Here is a 20534-nt window from a genome sequence, read left to right on the forward strand (position 1 = left end):
GGGTCGGTGCGGGCCGGGGCGCGTCCGCGCCGGGCGGCTCGGCGGGCGGCGGCACGGCCGCCCGGGACGCGGTGGCTGCCCTGCGTACGGCTCACGACGACACTCCACGGGTCCACGGGTCGGGGCGGGACGCCGCGGACTGTAGCGGAGTGTCCGGTGACTCTCCAAAGCCGATTAATTACCCTGCGTTGTCAACCGTCTTGGGGGCCGTGGGGCGCCGAATAGCCGAAGACGCGCGCGGTGTTGGCCGCCACGGCGGTCGCCAGGGTGTCTTCGGGGACGCCCTTGACGTCGGCCATGGCCCGCAGGGTGCACGGAATCAGATACGGAGCGTTAGGCCGTCCGCGGTAGGGCGCGGGGGTGAGGAACGGCGCGTCGGTCTCCACGAGGAGGAGGTCGAGGGGGGCGACGGCGAGCGCGTCGCGCAGCGGCTGGGCGTTCTTGAAGGTGACGTTCCCCGCGAAGGACATGTAGTAGCCGTGCTCCGCGCACACCTTGGCCATGGCGGCGTCGCCGGAGTAGCAGTGGAAGACGACGGTGTCGGGGGCGCCTTCCTCGGCGAGCACCCGCAGGACGTCGTCGTGGGCTTCCCGGTCGTGGATGACCAGGGCCTTGCCGTGCCGCTTGGCGATGTCGATGTGGCGGCGGAACGAGCGTTCCTGGGCGGCCATGCCGTCGGGGCCGGTGCGGAAGTAGTCGAGGCCGGTTTCGCCGACGCCGCGCACCTGGGGCAGGGCGGCGAGGGTGTCGATCTCGGCGAGGGCCGCGTCGAGGGCCTGGTCGCCGCCGGGCTCCCGGGCGCCCTGCCGGGACCAGCCATCAGGGTCGCCGAGGACGATGCGGGGCGCCTCGTTGGGGTGGAGGGCGACGGTGGCCCAGACGCCGTCGTGGGCGGCCGCGGTCTCGGCCGCCCACCGCGACCCGGCGAGGTCGCATCCCACCTGGACGACGGTCGTCACGCCGACCGAGGCCGCCTTGGCGAGCGCGTCCTCGACGGTCCCCGTCTGCATGTCCAGGTGGGTGTGGGAGTCGGCGACCGGCACCCGCAGGGGGTCCGGGAGCGGGGGCGGAGCGTCCTTTTCCTTTTGCCGGACGTTTTGTCCGCCGTTGTTCTTCCCGCTTCCGGTTCCGCCGCTGCCGCCGTGGGTCGATGCTGATTGCGCCATGAGCGTGATTCTACGAATGCCGGTGAATGTCGGGTGAATCACACCCTTCGCATCACGCCCGGCCGCTCAGCTGACCCTGACCCAGCTCATTTGCGATGCGAAAAGGGGTGCAGGAGATTCGACAGGTGCCAGTGGTGTCCACGGCGCCGCGTGGTGCCTCCGGTGTCCGCCTCGCCGTCCGGCCCCGCACCGTCCGGTCCCGCCTTCGGCGCACCGCGCGGCGGGGTCCGCCGGGCGCTCTCCAGGACCGACGAGACCTGGCCCGCCCGCATGATGCGCACCAGATGCGCACCGCAGTTGACGCAGTCGGGGCTCGTCAGCGGGGACGGGACGCGCGTTCCGTCGGTGAAGTACACGACGAAGGGGTGGCCCTCGCCGTCCACGTGGTGCTCGATGTCGTACGACCGTTCCCAGCCGTGCCCGCACTTCATGCAGGCGAAGGCGTACGCCTCGTGGGCCACCTCGTCGCCCTCGGGGCCGACGGTGGGCCGGGATATCGGGTGAACGCCGTTCGAGGCTCCCGCTATATCGCTCATGGCAGCTCCTCTTGTCCGCAGGACAAGTCTTCCGGGATGGGTTACGTCCCCGCGCTTCTCCACCAGTGGACGCCTTTCCCGGCGGGATCGCAGCAGCTCTTCCCTCTCTTTGGGGGAGATTTAGCTGTGCACTATCGAAACCGCCCGATCGGCAGGTCTGCCCTTTGCCTTTCAGTGGTGGGCTTTACCTTCGCGTGGCGCGTCCGCCGTCGCGTTCTTTGCCGCCACCACCGCATCGAACACCACCCTTTTGGGTACCCCGGCGGCCTGCGCGACCGCCGCGATGGCCTCCTTGCGGCGCTCCCCGGCCTCCTCGCGCACCGCGACCCGGCGGGCCAGCTCGGCGGGACCGGCCTCGTCGGGGCCCGGTGCGGGGGCGCCCTCGACGACGATGGTGATCTCGCCCCGTACGCCCTCGGCGGCCCAGGCCGCCAGCTCCTCCAGCGGGCCGCGCCGGACCTCCTCGTACGTCTTGGTCAGCTCCCGGCACACCGCGGCCCGCCGGTCCGCGCCGAACACCTCCGCCATGGCGGCCAGGGTGTCGGCCAGCCGGTGCGGGGCCTCGAAGTAGACCAGGGTGCGCCGCTCCTCGGCGGCCTCCCGCAGCCGCCCCAGCCGCTCCCCCGCCTTGCGCGGCGGGAAGCCCTCGAAGCAGAAGCGGTCCACCGGCAGCCCGGAGACGGCCAGCGCGGTGAGCACGGCGGACGGGCCGGGCACCGCGGTGACCGCGATGCCGCGCTCGACGGCGGCGGCGACCAGCCGGTAGCCGGGGTCGGAGACCGAGGGCATGCCCGCGTCGGTGACCAGCAGCACCCGGGAGCCCGCCGCCAGCGCCTCGACCAGCTCGGGGGTACGCGCCGACTCGTTGCCCTCGAAGTAGGACACCACCCGGCCGCCCGGCTGGACGTCCAGCGCCTGGGTGAGCCGGCGCAGCCGCCGGGTGTCCTCGGCGGCGATCACATCGGCCGCCGCCAGCTCGGCGGCCAGCCGCGGCGGCGCGTCCGCGGTGTCGCCGATGGGGGTCCCTGCGAGTACGAGCGTTCCAGTCACCGGGCCATCCTCGCAGCCCGCCGCACCCGCCGCGTCGGCCGCCGTTTCCGCGGCGTCGGCCGCCGCTTCCGCGAGACACCACCTGATCCACGCCACACTCACAGGCCGCTTCCCTACGATGGCCCGGTGAGCAGTGACACCGCGACCCACGCCCAGCCGGGCCGAGCCGCCGGCCAGCACCCGCCGGCCTGGCAGCGTCGGCTGCGCCGTTTCGGATACGCGGGCCATCCCCGGCCCGGCGTACGCGAACGGCTGGTCCCGCCGTACCAGGAGCCGGGCACCCGGCTGTGGGAGACGCTCGGGGCGACCCCCGCGGTGGCGGCCAGAATCGCCCGCTGGAGCGGCTGGGGCGGGCCGCTGCTCGTCGCGCTCGTCGCCGGGCTGACCCGCTTCTGGCGCCTCGGCAGCCCGGACAAGGTCATATTCGACGAGACGTATTACGCCAAGGACGCCTGGTCGGTCTGGCGGTTCGGCTACGAGGGCACCTGGCCCAAGACCGCCAACGACAGGATCCTCGACACGCCGCAGCACATCCCGCTGAGCGACGCCGCGTCCTATGTGGTCCATCCGCCGGTCGGCAAGTGGGTCATCGGGCTGGGCGAGCAGTTCTTCGGGCTGCACCCCTTCGGCTGGCGGTTCATGGTCGCCGTGCTCGGCACCCTGTCGGTGCTGATGCTGTGCCGGATCGGGCGGCGGCTCTTCCGTTCGACGTTCCTCGGCTGCCTGGCGGGCGCGCTGATGGCGGTGGACGGGCTGCACTTTGTGATGAGCCGCACAGCGCTGCTCGACCTGGTGCTGATGTTCTTCGTGCTGGCCGCCTTCGGCTGTCTGCTCATCGACCGGGACAAGGCCCGGGCCCGGCTCGCGGCGGCGCTTCCGGCGGCACCCCCGGCACTCCCGGCGAGCGACGACGGCCCGGCGCGGCCCGACGCGGAGGTCGCCGGGAGCCTGAAGCTGGGCGCGCGGCCGTGGCGGATCGCGGCCGGAGTGCTGCTGGGCCTGGCCGTCGGCACCAAGTGGAACGGGCTGTACGTGCTGGCGCTGTTCGGCCTCATGACCGTCCTGTGGGACGTCGGCGCGCGCCGCACCGCGGGCGCCCTGCGCCCCTACCGGACGGTGCTGCGGCGCGATCTGCCGTGGGCGTTCCTGTCGACGGTGCCTGTGGCGATCGTCACCTACATCGCCTCCTGGTCGGGCTGGTTCGGCGCGAGCGGCACCTTCAGCCGGACCCGCGGCTGGCAGCACAGCGGCTACTTCCGCCACTGGGCCGAGTCGGACCGGCCGGACGGCGGCGGCTACGGCACCGGCGGCGCCTTCGACTGGCTGCTCAACCCGCTGCGCAGCCTGTGGCACTACGAGACCGAGGTCTACAAGTTCCATGTGGGCCTGGACTCGCCGCACGTCTACCAGTCCAACCCGTGGAGCTGGCTGGTCCAGTCACGGCCGGTCTCGTACTTCTACGAGTCGCCGCGGGCCGGTCAGGAGGGCTGTCCCAAGGACGCCGCCGAGAAGTGCGCCCGCGAGGTGCTGGCGCTGGGCACCCCGCTGCTGTGGTGGGCGGCCTGCTTCGCGGTGCTCTACCTGCTGTTCCGGTGGGCGCTGCGGCGCGACTGGCGGGCGGGCGCGATCCTGGCCGGGATCGCGGCCGGGTATCTGCCGTGGTTCCTCTACCAGGACCGCACGATCTTCTCCTTCTACGCCGTCGTGTTCGTGCCGTTCCTGTGTCTGGCGGTGGCCATGATGATCGGCGCGCTGCTGGGTCCGCCGGGGGCCAGCGACACCCGGCGGGTGGTGGGCGCGGTCGGCGCGGGCGCGCTCGTCCTGCTCATCATCTGGAACTTCATCTACTTCTTCCCGCTGTACACGGGCCAGACGATGCCGATGGACGCCTGGCGGGCCCGCATGTGGCTCGACACCTGGATCTGAATCCGGGCCAGCCCCCCGGAGGAAGCGGTTCCGGAGGGGGCGCGGCGGGTTCACGGGATGCCGGTAGAGTGCCTCGGACCGCGGCCCCCACCGCACCGGTGGGGGGACTCGAAGAACACAGTGGGGGTTCTGCATGCGGAGTGGCGCGAGAGCCGCGATCGTCAGTGCGGTGTTCGCCGCCATGGTCGTCAGTGTTGCCGGCTGCGGCAGCGGCCAGGATGACTCGTCGGGTTCCAAGGACGGCGCGAACGCGTCGGGCGACGAGAAGAACGCCGTGAAGAAGGTGAAGACCGGCCCGCCCAGCGCGGCCGAGGTCAAGACCACCGCCCGCTCGTTCCTGGCGGCATGGTCGGCGGGTGAGACGGCGAAGGCCGCCGCCCTGACGGACGACAGCGACGCGGCCACCGCGGCGCTGAGCGGCTACCGCAAGAAAGCCCATATCGACAAGGTGCAGCTGAATCCGGGGCAGGCCAGCGGCGACAAGGTGCCGTTCGCGGTCAACGCCCGGATCGCGTACAGCGGTGAGAGCGTCCCCTGGACGTATGAATCCTCGCTGGACGTGACCCGCGACACCAAGACGGGCAAGCCGGTCGTCGACTGGCAGCCCTCGGTCGTCCACCCCAAGCTGGGCAAGGGCGACACCCTGGAGACCGGCGAGTCCGAGGCCCCGCCGATCAAGGCCGTCGACCGGGACGGCACGGAGCTGACCGCCACCGACCACCCGAGCCTCAAGGGCGTGCTGTCCGCGCTGCGCGAGCGGTACGGGAAGAAGGCCGGCGGCAAGGCGGGCGTGGAGACCTTCATCTCCCGCGGCAAGGGCTCCAAGTCCCCCGACGAGACGCTGAAGGTGCTCTCCAAGGGCACCCCGGGCACGCTGAAGACGACGATCGACGGCAAGCTCCAGAGCACCGCCGAACAGCAGGTGAGCAAGAAGAGCAAGGCGTCGGTCGTGGCCGTCAAGCCGAGCACCGGTGAGATCCTCGCGGTGGCCAACTCCCCCGCGAGCGGCTTCAACCCGGCGCTCCAGGGCTCGTACGCGCCGGGCTCGACCATGAAGGTCATCACCTCGGCGACGCTGATCGACAAGGGTCTGGCCGCGTACGGCAAGGCGCATCCGTGCCCGAAGTACTTCTCTTACGGCGGCTGGAAGTTCCAGAACGACAAGAAGTTCGAGATCAAGAACGGGACGTTCGAGCAGAGCTTCGCCCGTTCCTGCAACACCGCCTTCATCAGCCAGGCGGGGAAGCTGAAGGACGACGACCTGACCAAGGAGGCCCGTGACGTCTTCGGCATCGGCCTCAACTGGCAGACCGGCGTGCCCACCTTCGACGGCGCGGTGCCGACGCAGTCCGCGGCCTCCAAGGCCGCCTCGCTGATCGGCCAGGGCGGGGTGCGGATGAACCCGCTCAACATGGCGTCGGTGTCGGCCACGGCCTCCACCGGCACCTTCCGCCAGCCGTACCTGGTCGCGCCGTCCGTGGACAACCGGACGCTGGCCAAGGCGAGCAAGACGATGAAGTCGAGCACCAAGGACCAGCTGCGCAAGCTGATGCACCTGACCGCCACCTCCGGCACCGCCGCCGAGGCGATGTCCGGGATGAGCGGTGACTTCGGCGCCAAGACCGGTTCGGCCGAGGTCGACAACCAGGAGAAGCCGAACGGCTGGTTCACCGCCTACAACGGTGACCTCGCCGCGGCCGGTGTGGTCCCCGAGGGCGGCCACGGCGGCGACACGGCGGGCCCGATCGTGGCCGCGCTGCTGCGCGCGGGCGGCTGAGGCCCCGGCCTACCGCTGAGGAGCCGGGCGGGCGCGGTGATTCCGCGTCCGCCCGGCTCTTGTCTGTTCAGCCGGTCGTCGGCCTGTCTGCCGGTCAGCCGGTCCTCTGCCGGTCTTCCGGTCTTCCGGTCAGCAGTGCGGCATTCCGGCGTGGCCGTTCTGGAGGGCCAGCTCGGTCACGTAGCCGTTGGACGGACCCCACTGGTCGAGCTGGACCCAGACATTGCTGGTCCGGCCGCCCAGGCTGGCGTCGCCGCCCTCGGTGAAGCAGATGGCTTCCTGGTCGTCACCGAACTGGACATTGCCCCAGACGGCGCCGGTGGTGGCGGGCACCGACCGGATGTAGGCGTCACTCGTCACATGAACCGGGACGTTCGCCGCCTCCGCCTTGGTGCCGATGGAGTCGGCGGGCTGGGCACTGGCCGCGGTCGCGCTCAGTCCCACCATCGCCACCGCGGCAATACCAAGACCGGCCCCCGTCAGGCGTCCACGTACACGCATGGGTCTCGCTCCCTTGATCGTTGTGTTGTCGGTGCCGCCGGTCGTGCTCCCCGTGGCGGCACAAACGACTCTCCCGCCCGGGTGTGGAAGGGAGGTTGAAGAAACGTTGACCGGTCATTTACCGGGGAGGTTCACCCTGGCCGGCAGGGACGTGACAGGGGGTCGAGGTGGAGTTCCGGTTGCTGGGCCCGGTGGAGGCGTCGGCCGAGGGCCGGCCCGTCGGACTGGGCCATCCCAAGCAGCGCACCGTCGCGGCGGTGCTCCTGTGCGAACTGGGCCGCGCCGTACCGGCGGAGCGGCTGATCGACCGGGTGTGGGGCGAGGATCCACCGGGCTCGGTCCGCAACATCCTCTACGGGTACATCGGGCGCCTGCGCACCGCCCTGGCCGACTGCGGCGTCCCCGGTGTCCGGTTGACGCGTGGCTCCGGCGGCTACCTCCTGGAGGCCGACCCCGAGCGGGTGGACCTGCACCGCTTCCACCGCCTCACGGCCGCCGCCCGCGACGGTGACGACCGCGTCGCCCTGTTACGGCAGGCGCTGGACCTGTGGCGCGGAGACGCCCTCAGCGGGCTGACCGGAGCCTGGGCGGAGGCGACCCGGGCCCGCCTCGCGGACGAACGGCTCGCTGCACGGCTGGAGTTGTACGACGCCTCGCTGCGCCTCGGCCACCACCGTGAACTGCTGCCGGAGCTGCGCGCCCAGGCGGCGGCACACCCGCTGGACGAGCGGGCGGTACGGCAGCTGATGACGGCGCTGTACCGCGGCGAACGGCAGGCGGAGGCACTGGAGTTGTACGAGGCCACGCGCCATCGGCTCGCCGACGACCTCGGCGTCGACCCCGGGCCCGAGCTGCGCGGGGTGCACCAGCGCATCCTGAGCGAGGACCCGTCGCTGGCCGTGCCGGAGGAGTGCGGCGCGGACGCGGTTTCCGTCTCCGAAGCGCCGGTCGGGGCGGGCGATTCCGGACCGCCCGCCGACTCCGCGCTGCCGCGGGTGCCCGCCGGACTGCCACATGTGGTGGGCGGGTTCCGCGGACGGGCCGAGGAAATCGCCCGGCTGGACGCCCTGCTGCCGCCCGACCCGGGCCCCGCAACGGAGGCCGCCGAGGACCCGGCCGGGGCCGTGGCCATCGCCGCTGTCTGCGGCACGGCCGGGGTCGGCAAGACCGCCCTCGCCGTGCATTGGGGGCACCGGGTCCGGCGCCGCTTCCCCGACGGCCAGCTCTATGTGGATCTGCGCGGCTTCGACCACGACAGCGAGCCGCTGCGCCCCGCCGAGGCCATCGGGCAGTTGCTGCACGGGCTGGGGGTGGCCCGGGAACGGATTCCGGCCGACGGGGACGAGCAGGTGCATCTGTACCGCTCGTTGCTGGCCGGGCGGCGCATGCTGGTCGTGCTGGACAACGCCGCCTCGGCGGACCAGGTGCGTCCGCTGCTGCCCGGCGCCCCCGCCTGCCAGGTGCTGGTGACCAGCCGTCAGCGGCTGAGCGGTCTGGTCGCCCGCGACGGGGCCCAGCCGCTCGTCCTCGGTTCGCTCACCCCCGAGGCCGCGCGCGCGGTGCTGGCGGCCGCCGTGGGCGAGGACCGGGTGGCGGCCGAACCGGAGGCCACCGACCGGCTCGTGCGGCTGTGCGGGGCGCTGCCGCTGGCGCTGCGGGTCGCCGCGGCGCAGCTGGTCTGCGACCCCGGGCGCCCGGTCGCCGATCTGGCCGACGAGCTGGGCAACGGCGACCGGCTGGCGGCGCTGGAGCTCGACGGCGACCCGGCGTCCGCCGTCCGGCGCGCCTTCACGCTGTCGTACCGCGCCCTCGCCCCCGGGCCGCTCCGGCTCTTCCGGCTGCTGGGAGTGGCCCCGGGGCCGGAGATCACCGTGCCCGCCGCGGCCGCCCTGCTGGACACCGGCGAGCGGAAGGCCGCCGGGCTGCTGCGCGCGCTGGATGCCGCGCATCTCGTCGAGTCGCCGCGTCCGGGCCGCTACCGGCCGCACGACCTGCTGCGCGAGTACGCCGCCGAGCGGGCCCGCGCCGAGTGCGGCGTCGCCGAGCGCGCCGCGGCCCTGGAGCGGCTGCTCGCCTGGTACTTGCGCCGCGCCGACGCGGCCACCGCGTACGGGTACACCCCGCAGGTCCGGCTGGAGCGGGACCGCGCCGGGGACAGCGCGTTCGCCGGGCGGGACGAGGCGCTGGCGTGGCTGGAGGACGAGCGCGCCAATCTGGTCGCCGCCGTCGTCCGCGCCGCCGAGGCCGGTCCGTACCGCACCGCCTGGCAGCTCGCGGACGAGCTGCGCACGTACTTCTACCAGCGGCGCCATCTGTCCGCGTGGGAGGACGCGGCGCAGGCCGGGCTGCGCGCGGCGCGGCAGGGCGGCGACCCGCTGGGCGAGGCGGCCATGCTGCACAGCCTGGGGACCCTGTACCGGCACACCGGCGAGGTGGAGGCGTCGCTGGGCTACCACCGGTCGGCGCTGGAGGGGTACCGGAAGGCGGGGTTCGCGGAGGGCGAGGCCGCGATGCTGTGCAACCTGGGCACCCTGTACGACGACATGGGGGACATGCGGCGTGCGGCCGAGTGGCAGGACCGGGGCATCCGGATGTTCCGTACGCTCGACCGGCCCGGGCTGCTCGGCCCCGCGCTCAGCAACAGCTCCGCCGTCGACGTCCAGCTCGGCGAGCTGCGGCGCGCGGTGGACCGGGCGACCGAGGCCATCGGGATCTACGGGCGCCAGGAGACCTCGTCCGGCACGGTCACCGCGATGATCAACCGCGGTCAGGCGCACCGGCTGCTCGGCGATCCGGACCGGGCACTGGCGGACGGCCGGGCCGCGGCGCGGCTGTGCCGGGAGCTGAGTCAGCGCCACAACGAGGCCAGCGCGCACGACCTGCTGGCACAGGTGCACGGCGACGCGGGGCGGCCCGACGCCGCCTTCGCGCACGCCGAACGGGCCCTGGAGATCGCGGTCGAGACCAGCACCCCCAAGGACGAGGCCGACGCGCTCACCACGCTCGGCGAACTGCACCGCGCGGACGGCAGGTCCGACCGCGCCGGGGCCCGGCTGACCGAGGCCCTGGACGCCGCCGCCTCCCGGGGGCTGCGGCGCCAGGAGGCCGAGGCGCACGTGGGGCTGGCCCGGCTCCGGGACGGCTCGCGCGCGTACGAGGCGGCCGCCGGTCACGCGGAACGGGCCCTGGCCATCGCCCGCGGCCAGGGGCTGCGGCTGGTGGAGTGCCGGGCCCACCACGCGCTGGCCGCCCTGTGCCGCGCGCTGGGCGACCCGGAACGGGCCGGACGGCACGCCTCCCGCGCCCGGCACATCCGGGCCGAGACCGGCTACCGCCCGGCGCGGCTCGGCTGAGGACGCGGCTGGATCGAGCCGGTCTTGAACGCCGGTGCGCGTTTCCGCATTCCGGCGCCCAGCGAAATGTCCTCGCGCGGTCCCGGCGCCCGTCGATAGCGTCGGCGCCATGGCCTCCGACACCCCTGACACCGCCGCCTCCGGCACCGCCGCCCACCCCCGCTTCGCCGACGCTCTGCGCGGCCTCGGTCTGGACGTGGAGATCCGCCGCTTCCCCGATGCCACCCGCACCGCCGTCGAGGCGGCCGAAGCGGTCGGCTGCGAGCTGAGCCAGATCGTCAAGTCCCTCGTCTTCGAGGCGGACGGACAGCCGGTGGTGGTCCTGGTGGACGGCGCGTCACGGGTCGATGTCGAGCTGGTGCGCCACGAGCTGGGCGCCGACGCGGTGCGGCGGGCGAGCGCCGCGCTCGTCCGGGAGACGACGGGCTACGCCATCGGCGGCGTACCGCCCTTCGGGCACCGCACCCGCACCCGCGTCCTGGCCGACCGCCGGCTGCTGGACCACGGAGTCGTCTGGGCGGCGGCGGGCACCCCGCACGCCGTCTTCGCGCTCGACCCCAAGACGCTGATCGCGCACGCCGAGGGGACCGTGGCCGACGTACGCGACACCGCCGCGTGACCCCGCTCGTCGCGGCCGCGGTACTCCTCGCCGCCATCACCCACGCAAGCTGGAACGCGATCGCCCACAACATCCGCGACCAGCTGCTCTCCTTCACCCTGGTGAGCGGCGGCGGGGCGCTGTGCGGGGTGGTGCTGGCCGCCTTCAGCCCGCTGCCCGCGGCGGGCGCCTGGCCGTATCTGATCGCCTCCGCGGCCATCCACCTCGTGTACTACGTCCTGCTCATGCGCTCCTTCCACCTGGGCGACTTCGGCCAGATGTACCCGATCGCCCGGGGCACCGCGCCGCTCGTGGTGACCGTGCTCGCCGCGGTCTTCGCCGCCGAGAACCCGGACGGCCGACAGGCTGCGGGCATCGCGGTGGCCTCGGCGGGGCTGCTGGGCGTGGCGCTGTGGGGCGCGCGGGGCGCCCGTACGGGGGACGGTGCGCATGCGGCGGGGAACGGCGGCCCGCACGGGCTCGCCCTGGCCGCCGCCGTGGCCACCGGGCTGTCCATCGCCGCGTACACCGTGGTGGACGGCCTCGGCGTACGCGCCTCCGGCACCCCGCTCGGGTACATCGCCTGGCTGATGATCCTGGAGGGGTTCGCCATCCCCGCCTACGCCCTCGCCACCCGCCGCCGCGCCCTGGCCGCCCAGCTCCGCCCGGTCGCCGCGCGCGGTCTGCTCGGCGGGTTCCTCTCGGTCTGTGCGTACGGCCTCGTCCTGTGGGCGCAGACCCGCGCCGCCCTCGCCCCGGTGGCCGCCCTCCGGGAGTCCAGCATCATCGTGGGCGCGGCCATCGGCACCGTCTTCTTCAAGGAACGCTTCGGCGCCCCGCGCATCGCCGCGGCGGGCCTGATGGTGGCGGGCATCGGCCTGATGTGGCACCCGGGCTGAGCCCGCCTTTTGATCCCCCGGCCCGTCACACGTTCCCGATGGCCCTGCGCAGGGTCACGTCCGTCATCGTGATGCCGCCATCCACCGGGAGGGTGACACCGGTGATCCAGGCGGCGTCGGGGGAGGCCAGGAAGGTGATGGCGGCGGCGATGTCGGACGGTTCGCCGACCCGGCCGAGCGGGTAGATGTCGGCGGCGCGGCGCAGCGCCTCCTCCCGGCCGTCCCAGCCGGGGGTGCGGATGGTGCCGGGGGCGACGAGCTTGACACGGACGCCGCGGGCGGCGGCGTGCCCGGCGAGGGTGCGGGTGAGGCTTCCCAGGCCCGCCTTGGCGGCGCTGTAGGCGTGGTTGCCGAAGTCCTGGAGACCGTTGACGGAGCCGACGTTGACGATCGCGCCGCGACCGTCGGCGGCGGCCAGGTGGGGCAGCGCGGCGCGGGCGCAGCGGAAGGCGCCGCCGAGAGTGACGTCGAGGTCCTGGTGCCACTCGTCGTCCGGCTGGTCCTCGAACAGCGGGGTATCGGGCCGACATGAGTGGGCGTTGTTCACGAGGACGTCGAGCCGGCCGAAGCGGTGCACGGCGTGGGCGACGGCCGCCTCCGCGTCGGCCCGCTCGGCGACGTCGCAGGCCAGCGCGTCGGCCTCGCCGCCGTCTGCGCATATCGACTCGGCGGCGCGGGCGGCCCGTTCGCCGTCGAGGTCGGTGACGAGAACGCGGGCGCCCTCGGCGGCGAAGCGGCGCGCGGTCGCCTCGCCGATGCCGCGTCCCGCGCCGGTGACGACGACCGCGTACCCCTCGAATCTGCGCACCGTGTGCTCCCTCGCGCCGCGTACCGGACCAGGGCCGCCCGGGTGGTGGGCCCAACGGATCACTGCCCGCCCGGGAGGCGCGCAGTCGCCGGGTTTCGGCCGCCGCCCCTCGCGGGTCAATCCGGCCGGGCAGCGGGGGCCTGAGCCGGTACCGGGAGCGGGGCCGGGGCCGGGAGGGGGGCCGTACGGCGGGGGCGGGTCGCCTTGATGCGGTGCACCGCCGCGAGCAGATCGGTCTCGGACACCCGGGGCCGCCCGGTGCGCAGCACCTCCGCGGCCGCGTCGATCACCGCGCGGCAGATGTCGCGCCCGGTGACGTCGTCGACCTCCGCCAGCCGCTCCGGGGAGACATCGCCGTCCAGCGGCAGGGCCTCGGGCAGATGGCGGCGCCAGATCTCGGCGCGGGCCGCCCGGTCCGGGCTGGGGAAGCGCACATGCCAGACGCGGCTGTCGAACGCGGTGTCGTAGCTGGTCACCAGGTTGGTGGCGAGCACGACCAGCCCCTCGTGGCCGTCGAGCGCGGTCAGCATCTCGCTGCGCATCGCGTTCACCGCGTGCTCCGAACCATGGCTGGTGGTCTCGAAGCGGGCCGACATCAGCGCGTCCGCCTCGTCCAGGAAGAGCACCGCGCCCTGCTCGCGGGCGGCGTGGAAGAGCGCGCCGAGGTTCTTCGGGCCCTCCCCGTGGAACTTGCTCTCCAACTGCGAGGCCCGGGCCGCGATCACGGGGCGGCCCAGCCGGTCCGCGATCGCGTGGGCGGCCAGGGTCTTGCCGGTGCCGGGCGCGCCCTCCAGGTTGACCGCCGAGCTGGGGTGCGGCTGGATGCTCCGCAGCCCCCAGTCGTCGTACAGCACCCGGCGCTGTTCCACGGTGTGCACCGCGCGCAGCAGCTGGTCCAGGGTGCGGGCGGGCAGGACGAGACGGTCGAAGCTGTGCAGCGGATCGGTCGCGGTGAAGCGCACGGCCCGCTCGGCCTCCGACGGTTCGTCCGCCTCGCGCCGCGGCCCCGCCTCGTCGCCGCGCGGGGCCGTGGCGGGGGCGCCGGGCGGCTGGTTGGTGATGGTGACGGTGAGCGGCTGGGGTCCGTGGTGGCCGCTGAACGCCTTGGCGGCGGCGATCAGGCGGGTGCGCAGCAGGCCCGCCTCCACGTCGTCGGCGCCGTGCGGTATGCCGGTGACGGCGAAGGCGGTGGCTCCCTTGTTCTTCACTGGGGTCCTCTCTCCCCTGGGCCCGGAGGCGGGTGGCGGGCGGTCAGCCCCAGACGGCGACCTGGTGGTGGGCGTGGGCGTTGCGTACGCGGTCGTCAGCCTGTTTTCCCTCGATGCGGCGGCTGTCGACGAACTGTTCTCGCGAGGTGTCGAACAGCCCCTGGATGTAGGCGACATTGCCGTCGCGGATGGACTCGGAGACGGTGACGCAGCGCAGATCGGGGTCGGTCTGGAGCCGCTCGCTGCGGGCCCGGAACCAGTCGGCGAGATATTCGATGGTCACGACGACCACGTAGACCACCGCGACCGCCCCCATCCCGCCGAGCGCGACGAGGACCATGGCCAGCAGGCTCAGCACGAGGGCACCGCCTTCCCGAAGACGATGAGGTCCTTGTCGCCGAAGGCCGCGGCCAGTTCCTCGTCCAGCTGCCGGGTGCGGCAGACCCAGACCGGGGCGGGCGTGTCGGTGCCGCGCACGGGGGCGTTGTCCCCGTCGAGGAAGAAGGTCTGGACGAGGTATTCGCGGCCCCGGCGCCGCCGCAGCACCGCCCCGGCCTCCGCCTCCGGCACCCGGGGGCGGTTGCGGACCAGGAAGGCGACCACGTCGGCGTAGCCGAGGACGGGGCGCAGCGGGGCACGCTGGGCGGCGAGGCCGTCCCGGGCCTCCCCGACCTGGTCGCCCCAGTCGATGAGGGTGTCTATCTGCCGGAGCATCAGGTCGACGGTGTCGAGCAGCGGGTTGGCGACGGGCTTGTCGTCGGGGACGAGGGGCTCTGCCATGGGTTTCCTCCCGTGGAGCGGGCCCGGCTGAGGTGCCGGACCCGGCACCTCAGATGCTCCTCGCCCCGCGTGTCGCTGCGCGTCCCATGGCACGGCGGGAATTCCGGGGCGCCGCTGTCGTCACCGGGTACGACAGATACCGACACCCGGCGGACGTACGGGGCCTACGCCCCGGTGCCCCGGCGCGGCGGATGGGCCCCGAGCGCGGTGAGGCGGCGCAGCAGCTGGTCGGGTTTGGTGTGCCGGGAGCAGACGTACATCGCGAACATCATGCGGATGTCGGCGGGTTTGGAGCTGATGCCGCAGGCGGTCATGGCCCGCTCGATCTGGGTGCGGACGGTGGAGACCTTCACGTCGAGCTGGGCCGCGGTCTCCTCGTACGAATAGCCGTCCGCGTACCACTCCAGCGCCCGCACCTGGCCCTCGCTCAGCCCCGCCGCCCAGTTGGAGAACACCACGGGCTGGTGGGCGGGCGGCTGCTCGGCCGACGAGGCCATGTAGAGCGTGTCCAGCAGGGTCAGCTGGCCGAGTCCGGTGCGGGCGCACTGCATGCGGAACAGCTCCAGGTCCTCCCGGTAGCGCTTGTCCGCGACGCCCAGTTCCTCCAGGATCCACGCCACCCGGCCGCCGCGGGCGGTGCGCGCCAGCAGTTCCGCGAGATACGACGGGATGGTGAGCCCGCATTCGCGCACGGCCGTGTCCAGGGCGGACGCCAGATGCGGTTTGAGCCAGTGCGGATGGTGCCGGGCGTCCCATACGGCGTTCGCCAGGACGGCCGCGCCGACCGTCTTGCCGAAGACCGCCCGCGCCCCGCACACCCAGGGGGCGACGCGCTGGCGCCACTGCTCGGCGGCGGTGCACACCACCACGTCCGACCGGCGCACCAGATCGGCGAACTGCTCGGCGGTGCCGACACCCATCAGGTCGGCCACGCACACGTCGTACTCGGCGCCGCTGATGTCGAGCCCCTCCACCGAGTCGACCTCGCAGACCACGGTCAGCCGCGGGTCCGCGTCCAGCGAGGCCACCAGGCCGCGCCGGGTCATCTCGTGGTCCTCGACCACCGCCACCTGTAACGGCTGCTTGGTGCCGCGCTCACGCTCGTCCGTCATGCCGATGCCTCCTCCTGCCCGCTCCGGGCCCGCCCGCTCGTTGACCGCGCGCCGCGCCTCCGTACGCCGCGTACGCGCCCCTCCCGCGCGCCCGGTGGGCGCTCGGCCGCCGCCGGTGCGGGGGCGATCGGCAGGGTCAGCGTCACTTGGGTGAGGCCGGGCACCGAGAGCACCCGCAGCGCCCCGCCGTGCTCCGCCAGCAGCCGCTGGTGGACGGCCAGGGAGCGCATCGCGGTGACACCGGCCGCCAGCGCCTCGGGCGGGAACCCGGCGCCCTCGTCGGTGACCACCAGCTCCACCACCTCCACCGCCTCGCCCGGCTCTCCCTGCTCGCCCGGCTCACCCGGCTCGCCCTGCTCGGTGACGATGTCCACGTGCAGCAGCGCCTCGTGCACCCCGGCGCTGCGCGGCACGTTGATCAGCAGCGCCCGCAGCGCGGTTTCCAGCAGCTCCACCTCGTGCGGACGGACCCGGGGCGCCGCGCCGACCACGCGCTCGGTGACGATCGGCTCCACCGTGAGGGCGTCGTTGGCCGCCAGCGCGACCTGCCGGTGGACCATGGCTATCAGCGGCACCGACGCGCTGAACCGGCCGGTGCTGATGAAGGTGCGGAGCCGTTCCAGGGCGACCATCGCGGACTTCCGCAGCGAGGCGAGCTGATCGGGGTCCGACGCGTCGGCCCGCTGGAACGCGCCCAGGGTGTGGCCGATGTGGTTGTGCAGTTCGATGGCGAGCAGCCGGCGCTGCTGCACCTCGTGCAGCTGGAGGCTCATATCACCCAGGTCGGCGGCGAGTTGCAGCAGATACAGGGCACCGCGCCGGATCAGATAGGCCAGCGCCCCGTAGCCGGTGAGCCCGATCAGCACATCGGAGTGGGTCAGCGCCTCCGGAACGCCCAGGGCGATCACCGCGGCGTACGAGGCGGCGACGGCGCCGGTGCCCACGACGAGGACGCGCAGCCGCTGGCCGAGCGCCGAGCCGACGCTCGCGCCGGAGATCTGCTCGGTGGTGAGCACCAGCAGCGGGGCCATGTCCTGCGCCCGGTCGGGGCCCATGACCACGACGCAGGCCCACACGGAGGCGACGGCGGAGCACAACTCGACTCCGGCCGCGAGGCCGTCGTACACGACCGGCCGGGCGTCGTCCCGGTCGTCGGCTTCGCGGTCCCCCTCGTCGCGCGCCGCCACCCGCCGGTGGTTGCGGACGATGTGCAGGGTGAACCACAGCGATTCGGCCACCACCGCCACCAGCAGCACCAGTCCGCCCGTGCGGTGGGCGACATGACCCGCGATACCGGGCACGGTCACCGCGAACTGGATGCCGTGCATCAGCCGGAAGATCAGCAGGATGCGCAGCATCTGCCATTCCATGTCCCGCCGCGCGAGCCGGTGTCGCCGAGCCGGTGGCTCCCCCGTCCGCGCGCGTGCCCCCCGTAACCCCCGTGTTCGCGCCACGCGTTCCCCCGTGTTCCCCCCGGGAGAGCCGCCCCCTACGGCTCTCACCACCGGAAGGATCCCCAGTGTGGGCAGGGCCGGAACGGCGCGATAGGGACCCTTGGCCCCGCCGACCCGGCGTGTGCGTGTGCGAGAGAGCGCGCGGAGGCAGAGAGGGGCGCGCGAAGGGAGCGCGCGCTACGGCTCGTCGGCAGCCCCGCTACGCCTCCTGGGCCGCCAGGGCCTTCCGTACGGCGCGCACCAGGGCCTGCGCCCGCGGGTCCGCCGTGACGCCGCGCTGCATGCCGTTGGTGACGTACGCGAAGCCGATCCGCGCCTCGGGGTCGGCGAAGGCGAGCGAGCCGCCCCGCCCCGGGTGGCCGAAGGAGCCCGGGCCCAGCAGCGGGCAGGCCGGGCCGTGCAGCATGTAGCCGAGCCCGAAGCGGGTCCCGACCACCAGCACCCGGTCCGGCCCGGCGGACTCCTCCGTACGGGCCAGGGTCAGCGTCGCCGGGGCGAAGAGGCGGCCGCCCGCGCGGGCCGTGCGCGCCGACGGCAGCGGGCCGATCAGCGCCGCGTAGAAGCGGGCCAGCGCGTCGGCGGTGGCGACCCCGCCGGAGGCGGGCAGCCCGGCTGCGAGATAGGCGGGGTCGTTCTCGTCGGGCACCGGGCTGATCGCGCCGAACGCGCGCCGGGTCAGCGACTCCGGGTCGGCGTACGCCTCGGCCACCGACCGCTTGGGCCGCAGCCGCAGCCCCTGCGCCGCGGGCGAGGCGGCCGGTGCCTCCACCGGCTCGATCCGGCCGACGCGGTCCAGCTGCTCCTCGGGCAGCCCGAGCCACAGGTCCAGGGCGAGCGGCCAGGCGATCTCCTCCGCGATCCAGCGGCCGATGGTGCGTCCGGTGACCCGCTTCACCAACTCGCTCAGCAGCCAGCTGAAGGTCTGCGCGTGGTAGCCGTGGGCCGTGCCGGGCTCCCAGTCAGGGCGCTGGGCGGCGACGGCCCGCGGCCCGGATATGCCGTCGATGGCCTCGGCCGGGGTCAGCGGGGTGTCCAGGGCGGGCACCCCGGCGCGGTGGGCGAGCAGATGCCGCACCAGCACCCGTTCCTTGCCGTTCTCCTTGAACTCGGGCCAGTACGTGCCGACCCGGCCGTCCAGGTCGAGCTGGCCGCGCTGGTGGAGCAGCAGCGGTACGGCGGAGGCGACGCCCTTGGTGACGGAGCGGACGACCTGCGCGGTGTCCTGGGCCCACGGCGCGCCGTGGGCCTCCTGACCGGGGTCCTTCGTACCGCCCCACAGGTCGACGGCCTTCTCGCCGTCCCGGTAGAGGACCATGGCCGCGCCGCGCTCACCGCGCTTCGCGAAGTTCTCCGCGAAGGCGTCCCGGACCGGTTCGAATCCGTCGGCCACCGTGCCCTGGACGTCCACCACTGATCCGACTCCCACCCTGCCGATCCGACCGTGCTGCCGTCCTTATGGTGCAACGCGCCCGGCCGGGACCTCAGACCGGGGCCGTCACCGAGCGGGGGTCGAAGCCGAAGGGAAGCTCCAGCCGGTGCTCCCGCATCAGCTCCTGGTCGCACAACAAGTCCTGCGTACCCCCATCGGCCGCGATCACTCCCCCGCTGAGCACCACGGACCGCGGGCACAGCTCCAGCGCGTACGGCAGATCGTGGGTGACCATCAGCACGGTGACGTCCAGGGAGCGCAGGATGTCGGCCAGTTCGCGGCGCGAGGCCGGGTCGAGGTTGGAGGAGGGCTCGTCCAGGACGAGGATCTCCGGCTCCATGGCCAGCACGGTCGCGACCGCCACCCGCCGCCGCTGCCCGAAGGACAGATGGTGCGGCGGCCGGTCCGCGAACTCCGCCATCCCCACCCGGTCCAGGGCCCGGTGGACCCGCTCCGCCAGCTCCGCGCCGCGCATCCCGGCCGCGGCCGGGCCGAACGCCACGTCCTCGCGCACGGTCGGCATGAACAGCTGGTCGTCCGGGTCCTGGAAGACGATGCCCACCCGGCGGCGGATCTCGGCCAGGTTCGGCTTGGCCACGGGCAGCCCGGCGACCGTGACCGACCCGGCGCCCGCCTCCAGGATGCCGTTCAGATGCAGTACGAGGGTGGTCTTGCCCGCCCCGTTGGGGCCGAGCAGTGCCACCCGCTCACCGCGGGCCACGGTCAGCTCGACGCCGAACAGCGCCTGGTGGCCGTCGGGGTAGGCGTAGGCGAGGCCGGACACCTGGAGGGACGGCGGGGCGGAGGTCATGTGAGCATCCATCCGGTCAGGCAGACCGCCAGCGCGGTCAGCGGGAGTGCGGCGGCGTACGTCCACTGTGCACGGGACGCGGTCACCTCGTCGATCACCGGCATCGTGCCCGTGTAGCCGCGGCTCAGCATCGCCAGATGGACCCGTTCGCCCCGCTCGTACGACCGGATGAACAGCGCTCCGGCCGACTTCGCGAGCACGCCCCACTGCCGCACGCCGCGCGCCTCGAACCCGCGCGAGCGGCGGGCGATCCGCATCCGGCGCATCTCGTCGGTGATGACGTCCCCGTAGCGGATCATGAACGACGCGATCTGCACCAGCAGCGGCGGCATCCGCAGCCGCTGGAGCCCCAGCAGCAGGGCGCGCAGCTCGGTCGTCGACGCCAGGATGACGGACGCGGCGACCCCGAGCGTGCCCTTGGCCAGGATGTTCCAGGCGCCCCACAGCCCGGACTCGCTGAGCGACAGCCCGAGCACCTCCACCCGCGCGCCCTCCGCGACGAACGGCATCAGCACGGCGAAGGCCACGAACGGGATCTCGATCAGCAGCCGCTTCAGCAGGAACCCGGCCGGGATGCGGGCCGTCGCCGCCACCGCGGCCAGCAGCACGGCGTACAGGCCGAACGCCCACAGCGCCTCGCGGGGTGTCGCGACGACGACGAGCACGAAGCAGAAGACGGCGGCGATCTTGCACTGCGGCGGGAGGGTGTGAACCGGCGAACCGCCCGCCCGGTAGAGCGTGTGGGCGTGTCCCGCGCCCATGTCAGCCCGCCTCGGCGTCGGTGTCGGCCCGGCGCCGCCGCACGACGACGAAGACCCCGGTGCCCACGGCGAGCGTCGCACCGACCCCGATCACCCCGGCGAGGCCGCCGGAGAGCCGGGCGTCGGAGATGTCCTTGACGCCGTAGTCGGCGAGCGGGGAGTCCTTGGCGGCGTGGTCCTCGGTCTTCTTGTCGATGCCCTTGTCGGCGGCGACCTTCTCCAGCCCGTCGGGGCTGGCGGAGGCGTAGAAGCTGACGACGCCCGCGCACAGCAGCGCGGCCCCGAGCCCCACCGCCCACACCCGGCGCGCGGAGCGCCGCGGTGCGCCGGGGGCGGGGGCGGTGTCGGCGTCGTCCTTGGCGGCG

At 73.7% G+C, this 20534-nt stretch carries 19 protein-coding genes; 5 read left to right on the top strand and 14 right to left on the bottom strand.

Features of this window, described 5'->3' with window-relative positions:
• Positions 1–191: 191 nt before the first annotated feature.
• From EEJ42_RS19940 to rsmI, 3 genes are all read right to left on the bottom strand, one after another.
• Positions 192–1166 (bottom strand): TatD family hydrolase, encoded by a 975-nt coding sequence (locus EEJ42_RS19940; protein WP_246096971.1) that lies wholly within the window; start codon positions 1164–1166, stop codon positions 192–194.
• Positions 1167–1252: 86 nt separating this feature from the next.
• Complete coding sequence (locus tag EEJ42_RS19945) at positions 1253–1702, bottom strand: hypothetical protein (RefSeq protein WP_123101418.1); 450 nt, start codon at positions 1700–1702, stop codon at positions 1253–1255.
• Between the two features lie 171 nt (positions 1703–1873).
• Complete coding sequence (gene rsmI, locus EEJ42_RS19950) at positions 1874–2752, bottom strand: 16S rRNA (cytidine(1402)-2'-O)-methyltransferase (protein WP_123101450.1); 879 nt, start codon at positions 2750–2752, stop codon at positions 1874–1876.
• 126 nt (positions 2753–2878) lie between these two features.
• On the opposite strand from rsmI, the gene EEJ42_RS19955 reads away from it, so the two are divergent.
• Positions 2879–4678, top strand: coding sequence for a dolichyl-phosphate-mannose--protein mannosyltransferase (locus EEJ42_RS19955; protein WP_123101420.1), 1800 nt, complete (start codon positions 2879–2881; stop codon positions 4676–4678).
• A 133-nt stretch (positions 4679–4811) separates the two neighbouring features.
• A complete protein-coding gene (locus EEJ42_RS19960; protein ID WP_123101422.1) occupies positions 4812–6455 on the top strand; it encodes a penicillin-binding transpeptidase domain-containing protein in 1644 nt (547 codons plus the stop codon).
• A 129-nt stretch (positions 6456–6584) separates the two neighbouring features.
• Here the strand turns inward: EEJ42_RS19960 and EEJ42_RS19965 are convergent, their stop codons facing one another.
• Positions 6585–6956: a hypothetical protein gene (locus EEJ42_RS19965; RefSeq protein WP_148081995.1), complete on the bottom strand. Its 372-nt coding sequence runs from the start codon at positions 6954–6956 to the stop codon at positions 6585–6587.
• A gap of 167 nt (positions 6957–7123) precedes the next feature.
• On the opposite strand from EEJ42_RS19965, the gene EEJ42_RS19970 reads away from it, so the two are divergent.
• The 3 genes from EEJ42_RS19970 (at position 7124) to EEJ42_RS19980 (ending at position 11806) form a co-directional block, all read left to right on the top strand.
• The gene (locus tag EEJ42_RS19970) at positions 7124–10309 is read left to right on the top strand and encodes an AfsR/SARP family transcriptional regulator (protein ID WP_123101426.1); all 3186 of its coding nucleotides are present in this window, start codon (positions 7124–7126) and stop codon (positions 10307–10309) included.
• Positions 10310–10418: 109 nt separating this feature from the next.
• Positions 10419–10928, top strand: a complete 510-nt coding sequence (locus EEJ42_RS19975; protein ID WP_123101428.1) for a YbaK/EbsC family protein — start codon at positions 10419–10421, stop codon at positions 10926–10928.
• On the top strand, positions 10925–11806 hold the full coding sequence (locus tag EEJ42_RS19980; protein WP_123101430.1) for a DMT family transporter: 882 nt from the start codon (positions 10925–10927) through the stop codon (positions 11804–11806). Before EEJ42_RS19975 ends, EEJ42_RS19980 begins: the two co-directional genes overlap by 4 nt.
• A gap of 25 nt (positions 11807–11831) precedes the next feature.
• On the opposite strand, the gene EEJ42_RS19985 is transcribed toward EEJ42_RS19980, so the two are convergent.
• The 10 genes from EEJ42_RS19985 to EEJ42_RS20025 all read right to left on the bottom strand — a co-directional run.
• The gene (locus EEJ42_RS19985) at positions 11832–12614 is read right to left on the bottom strand and encodes an SDR family NAD(P)-dependent oxidoreductase (RefSeq protein WP_123101432.1); all 783 of its coding nucleotides are present in this window, start codon (positions 12612–12614) and stop codon (positions 11832–11834) included.
• 116 nt (positions 12615–12730) lie between these two features.
• Positions 12731–13822: an ATP-binding protein gene (locus EEJ42_RS19990; RefSeq protein ID WP_246096979.1), complete on the bottom strand. Its 1092-nt coding sequence runs from the start codon at positions 13820–13822 to the stop codon at positions 12731–12733.
• A gap of 43 nt (positions 13823–13865) precedes the next feature.
• Positions 13866–14180 (bottom strand): hypothetical protein, encoded by a 315-nt coding sequence (locus EEJ42_RS52975; RefSeq protein WP_246096988.1) that lies wholly within the window; start codon positions 14178–14180, stop codon positions 13866–13868.
• On the bottom strand, positions 14174–14602 hold the full coding sequence (locus tag EEJ42_RS19995; RefSeq protein WP_123101436.1) for a hypothetical protein: 429 nt from the start codon (positions 14600–14602) through the stop codon (positions 14174–14176). Before EEJ42_RS19995 ends, EEJ42_RS52975 begins: the two co-directional genes overlap by 7 nt.
• Positions 14603–14766: 164 nt before the next feature.
• Positions 14767–15714 (bottom strand): sigma factor-like helix-turn-helix DNA-binding protein, encoded by a 948-nt coding sequence (locus tag EEJ42_RS20000; RefSeq protein ID WP_123101438.1) that lies wholly within the window; start codon positions 15712–15714, stop codon positions 14767–14769.
• Positions 15711–17072 carry a hypothetical protein gene (locus tag EEJ42_RS20005; protein WP_123101440.1) on the bottom strand — a complete coding sequence of 454 codons (1362 nt, stop codon included), beginning with the start codon at positions 17070–17072 and terminating at the stop codon, positions 15711–15713. Before EEJ42_RS20005 ends, EEJ42_RS20000 begins: the two co-directional genes overlap by 4 nt.
• 295 nt (positions 17073–17367) lie before the next feature.
• On the bottom strand, positions 17368–18579 hold the full coding sequence (locus EEJ42_RS20010) for a serine hydrolase domain-containing protein (protein WP_123101442.1): 1212 nt from the start codon (positions 18577–18579) through the stop codon (positions 17368–17370).
• A gap of 70 nt (positions 18580–18649) precedes the next feature.
• Positions 18650–19408, bottom strand: a complete 759-nt coding sequence (locus EEJ42_RS20015; protein ID WP_123101444.1) for an energy-coupling factor ABC transporter ATP-binding protein — start codon at positions 19406–19408, stop codon at positions 18650–18652.
• Positions 19405–20169 carry a cobalt ECF transporter T component CbiQ gene (cbiQ, locus tag EEJ42_RS20020; RefSeq protein WP_123101446.1) on the bottom strand — a complete coding sequence of 255 codons (765 nt, stop codon included), beginning with the start codon at positions 20167–20169 and terminating at the stop codon, positions 19405–19407. The genes EEJ42_RS20015 and cbiQ overlap by 4 nt, the downstream gene beginning before the upstream one ends.
• A 1-nt stretch (position 20170) precedes the next feature.
• Positions 20171–20534: PDGLE domain-containing protein (locus EEJ42_RS20025; RefSeq protein ID WP_184503173.1), on the bottom strand; the 364-nt coding region annotated here is incomplete at its 5' end.

Origin of the sequence: Streptomyces botrytidirepellens, assembly GCF_003721215.1 — a bacterium.
In the GTDB taxonomy this organism is placed as follows: domain Bacteria; phylum Actinomycetota; class Actinomycetes; order Streptomycetales; family Streptomycetaceae; genus Streptomyces; species Streptomyces himastatinicus.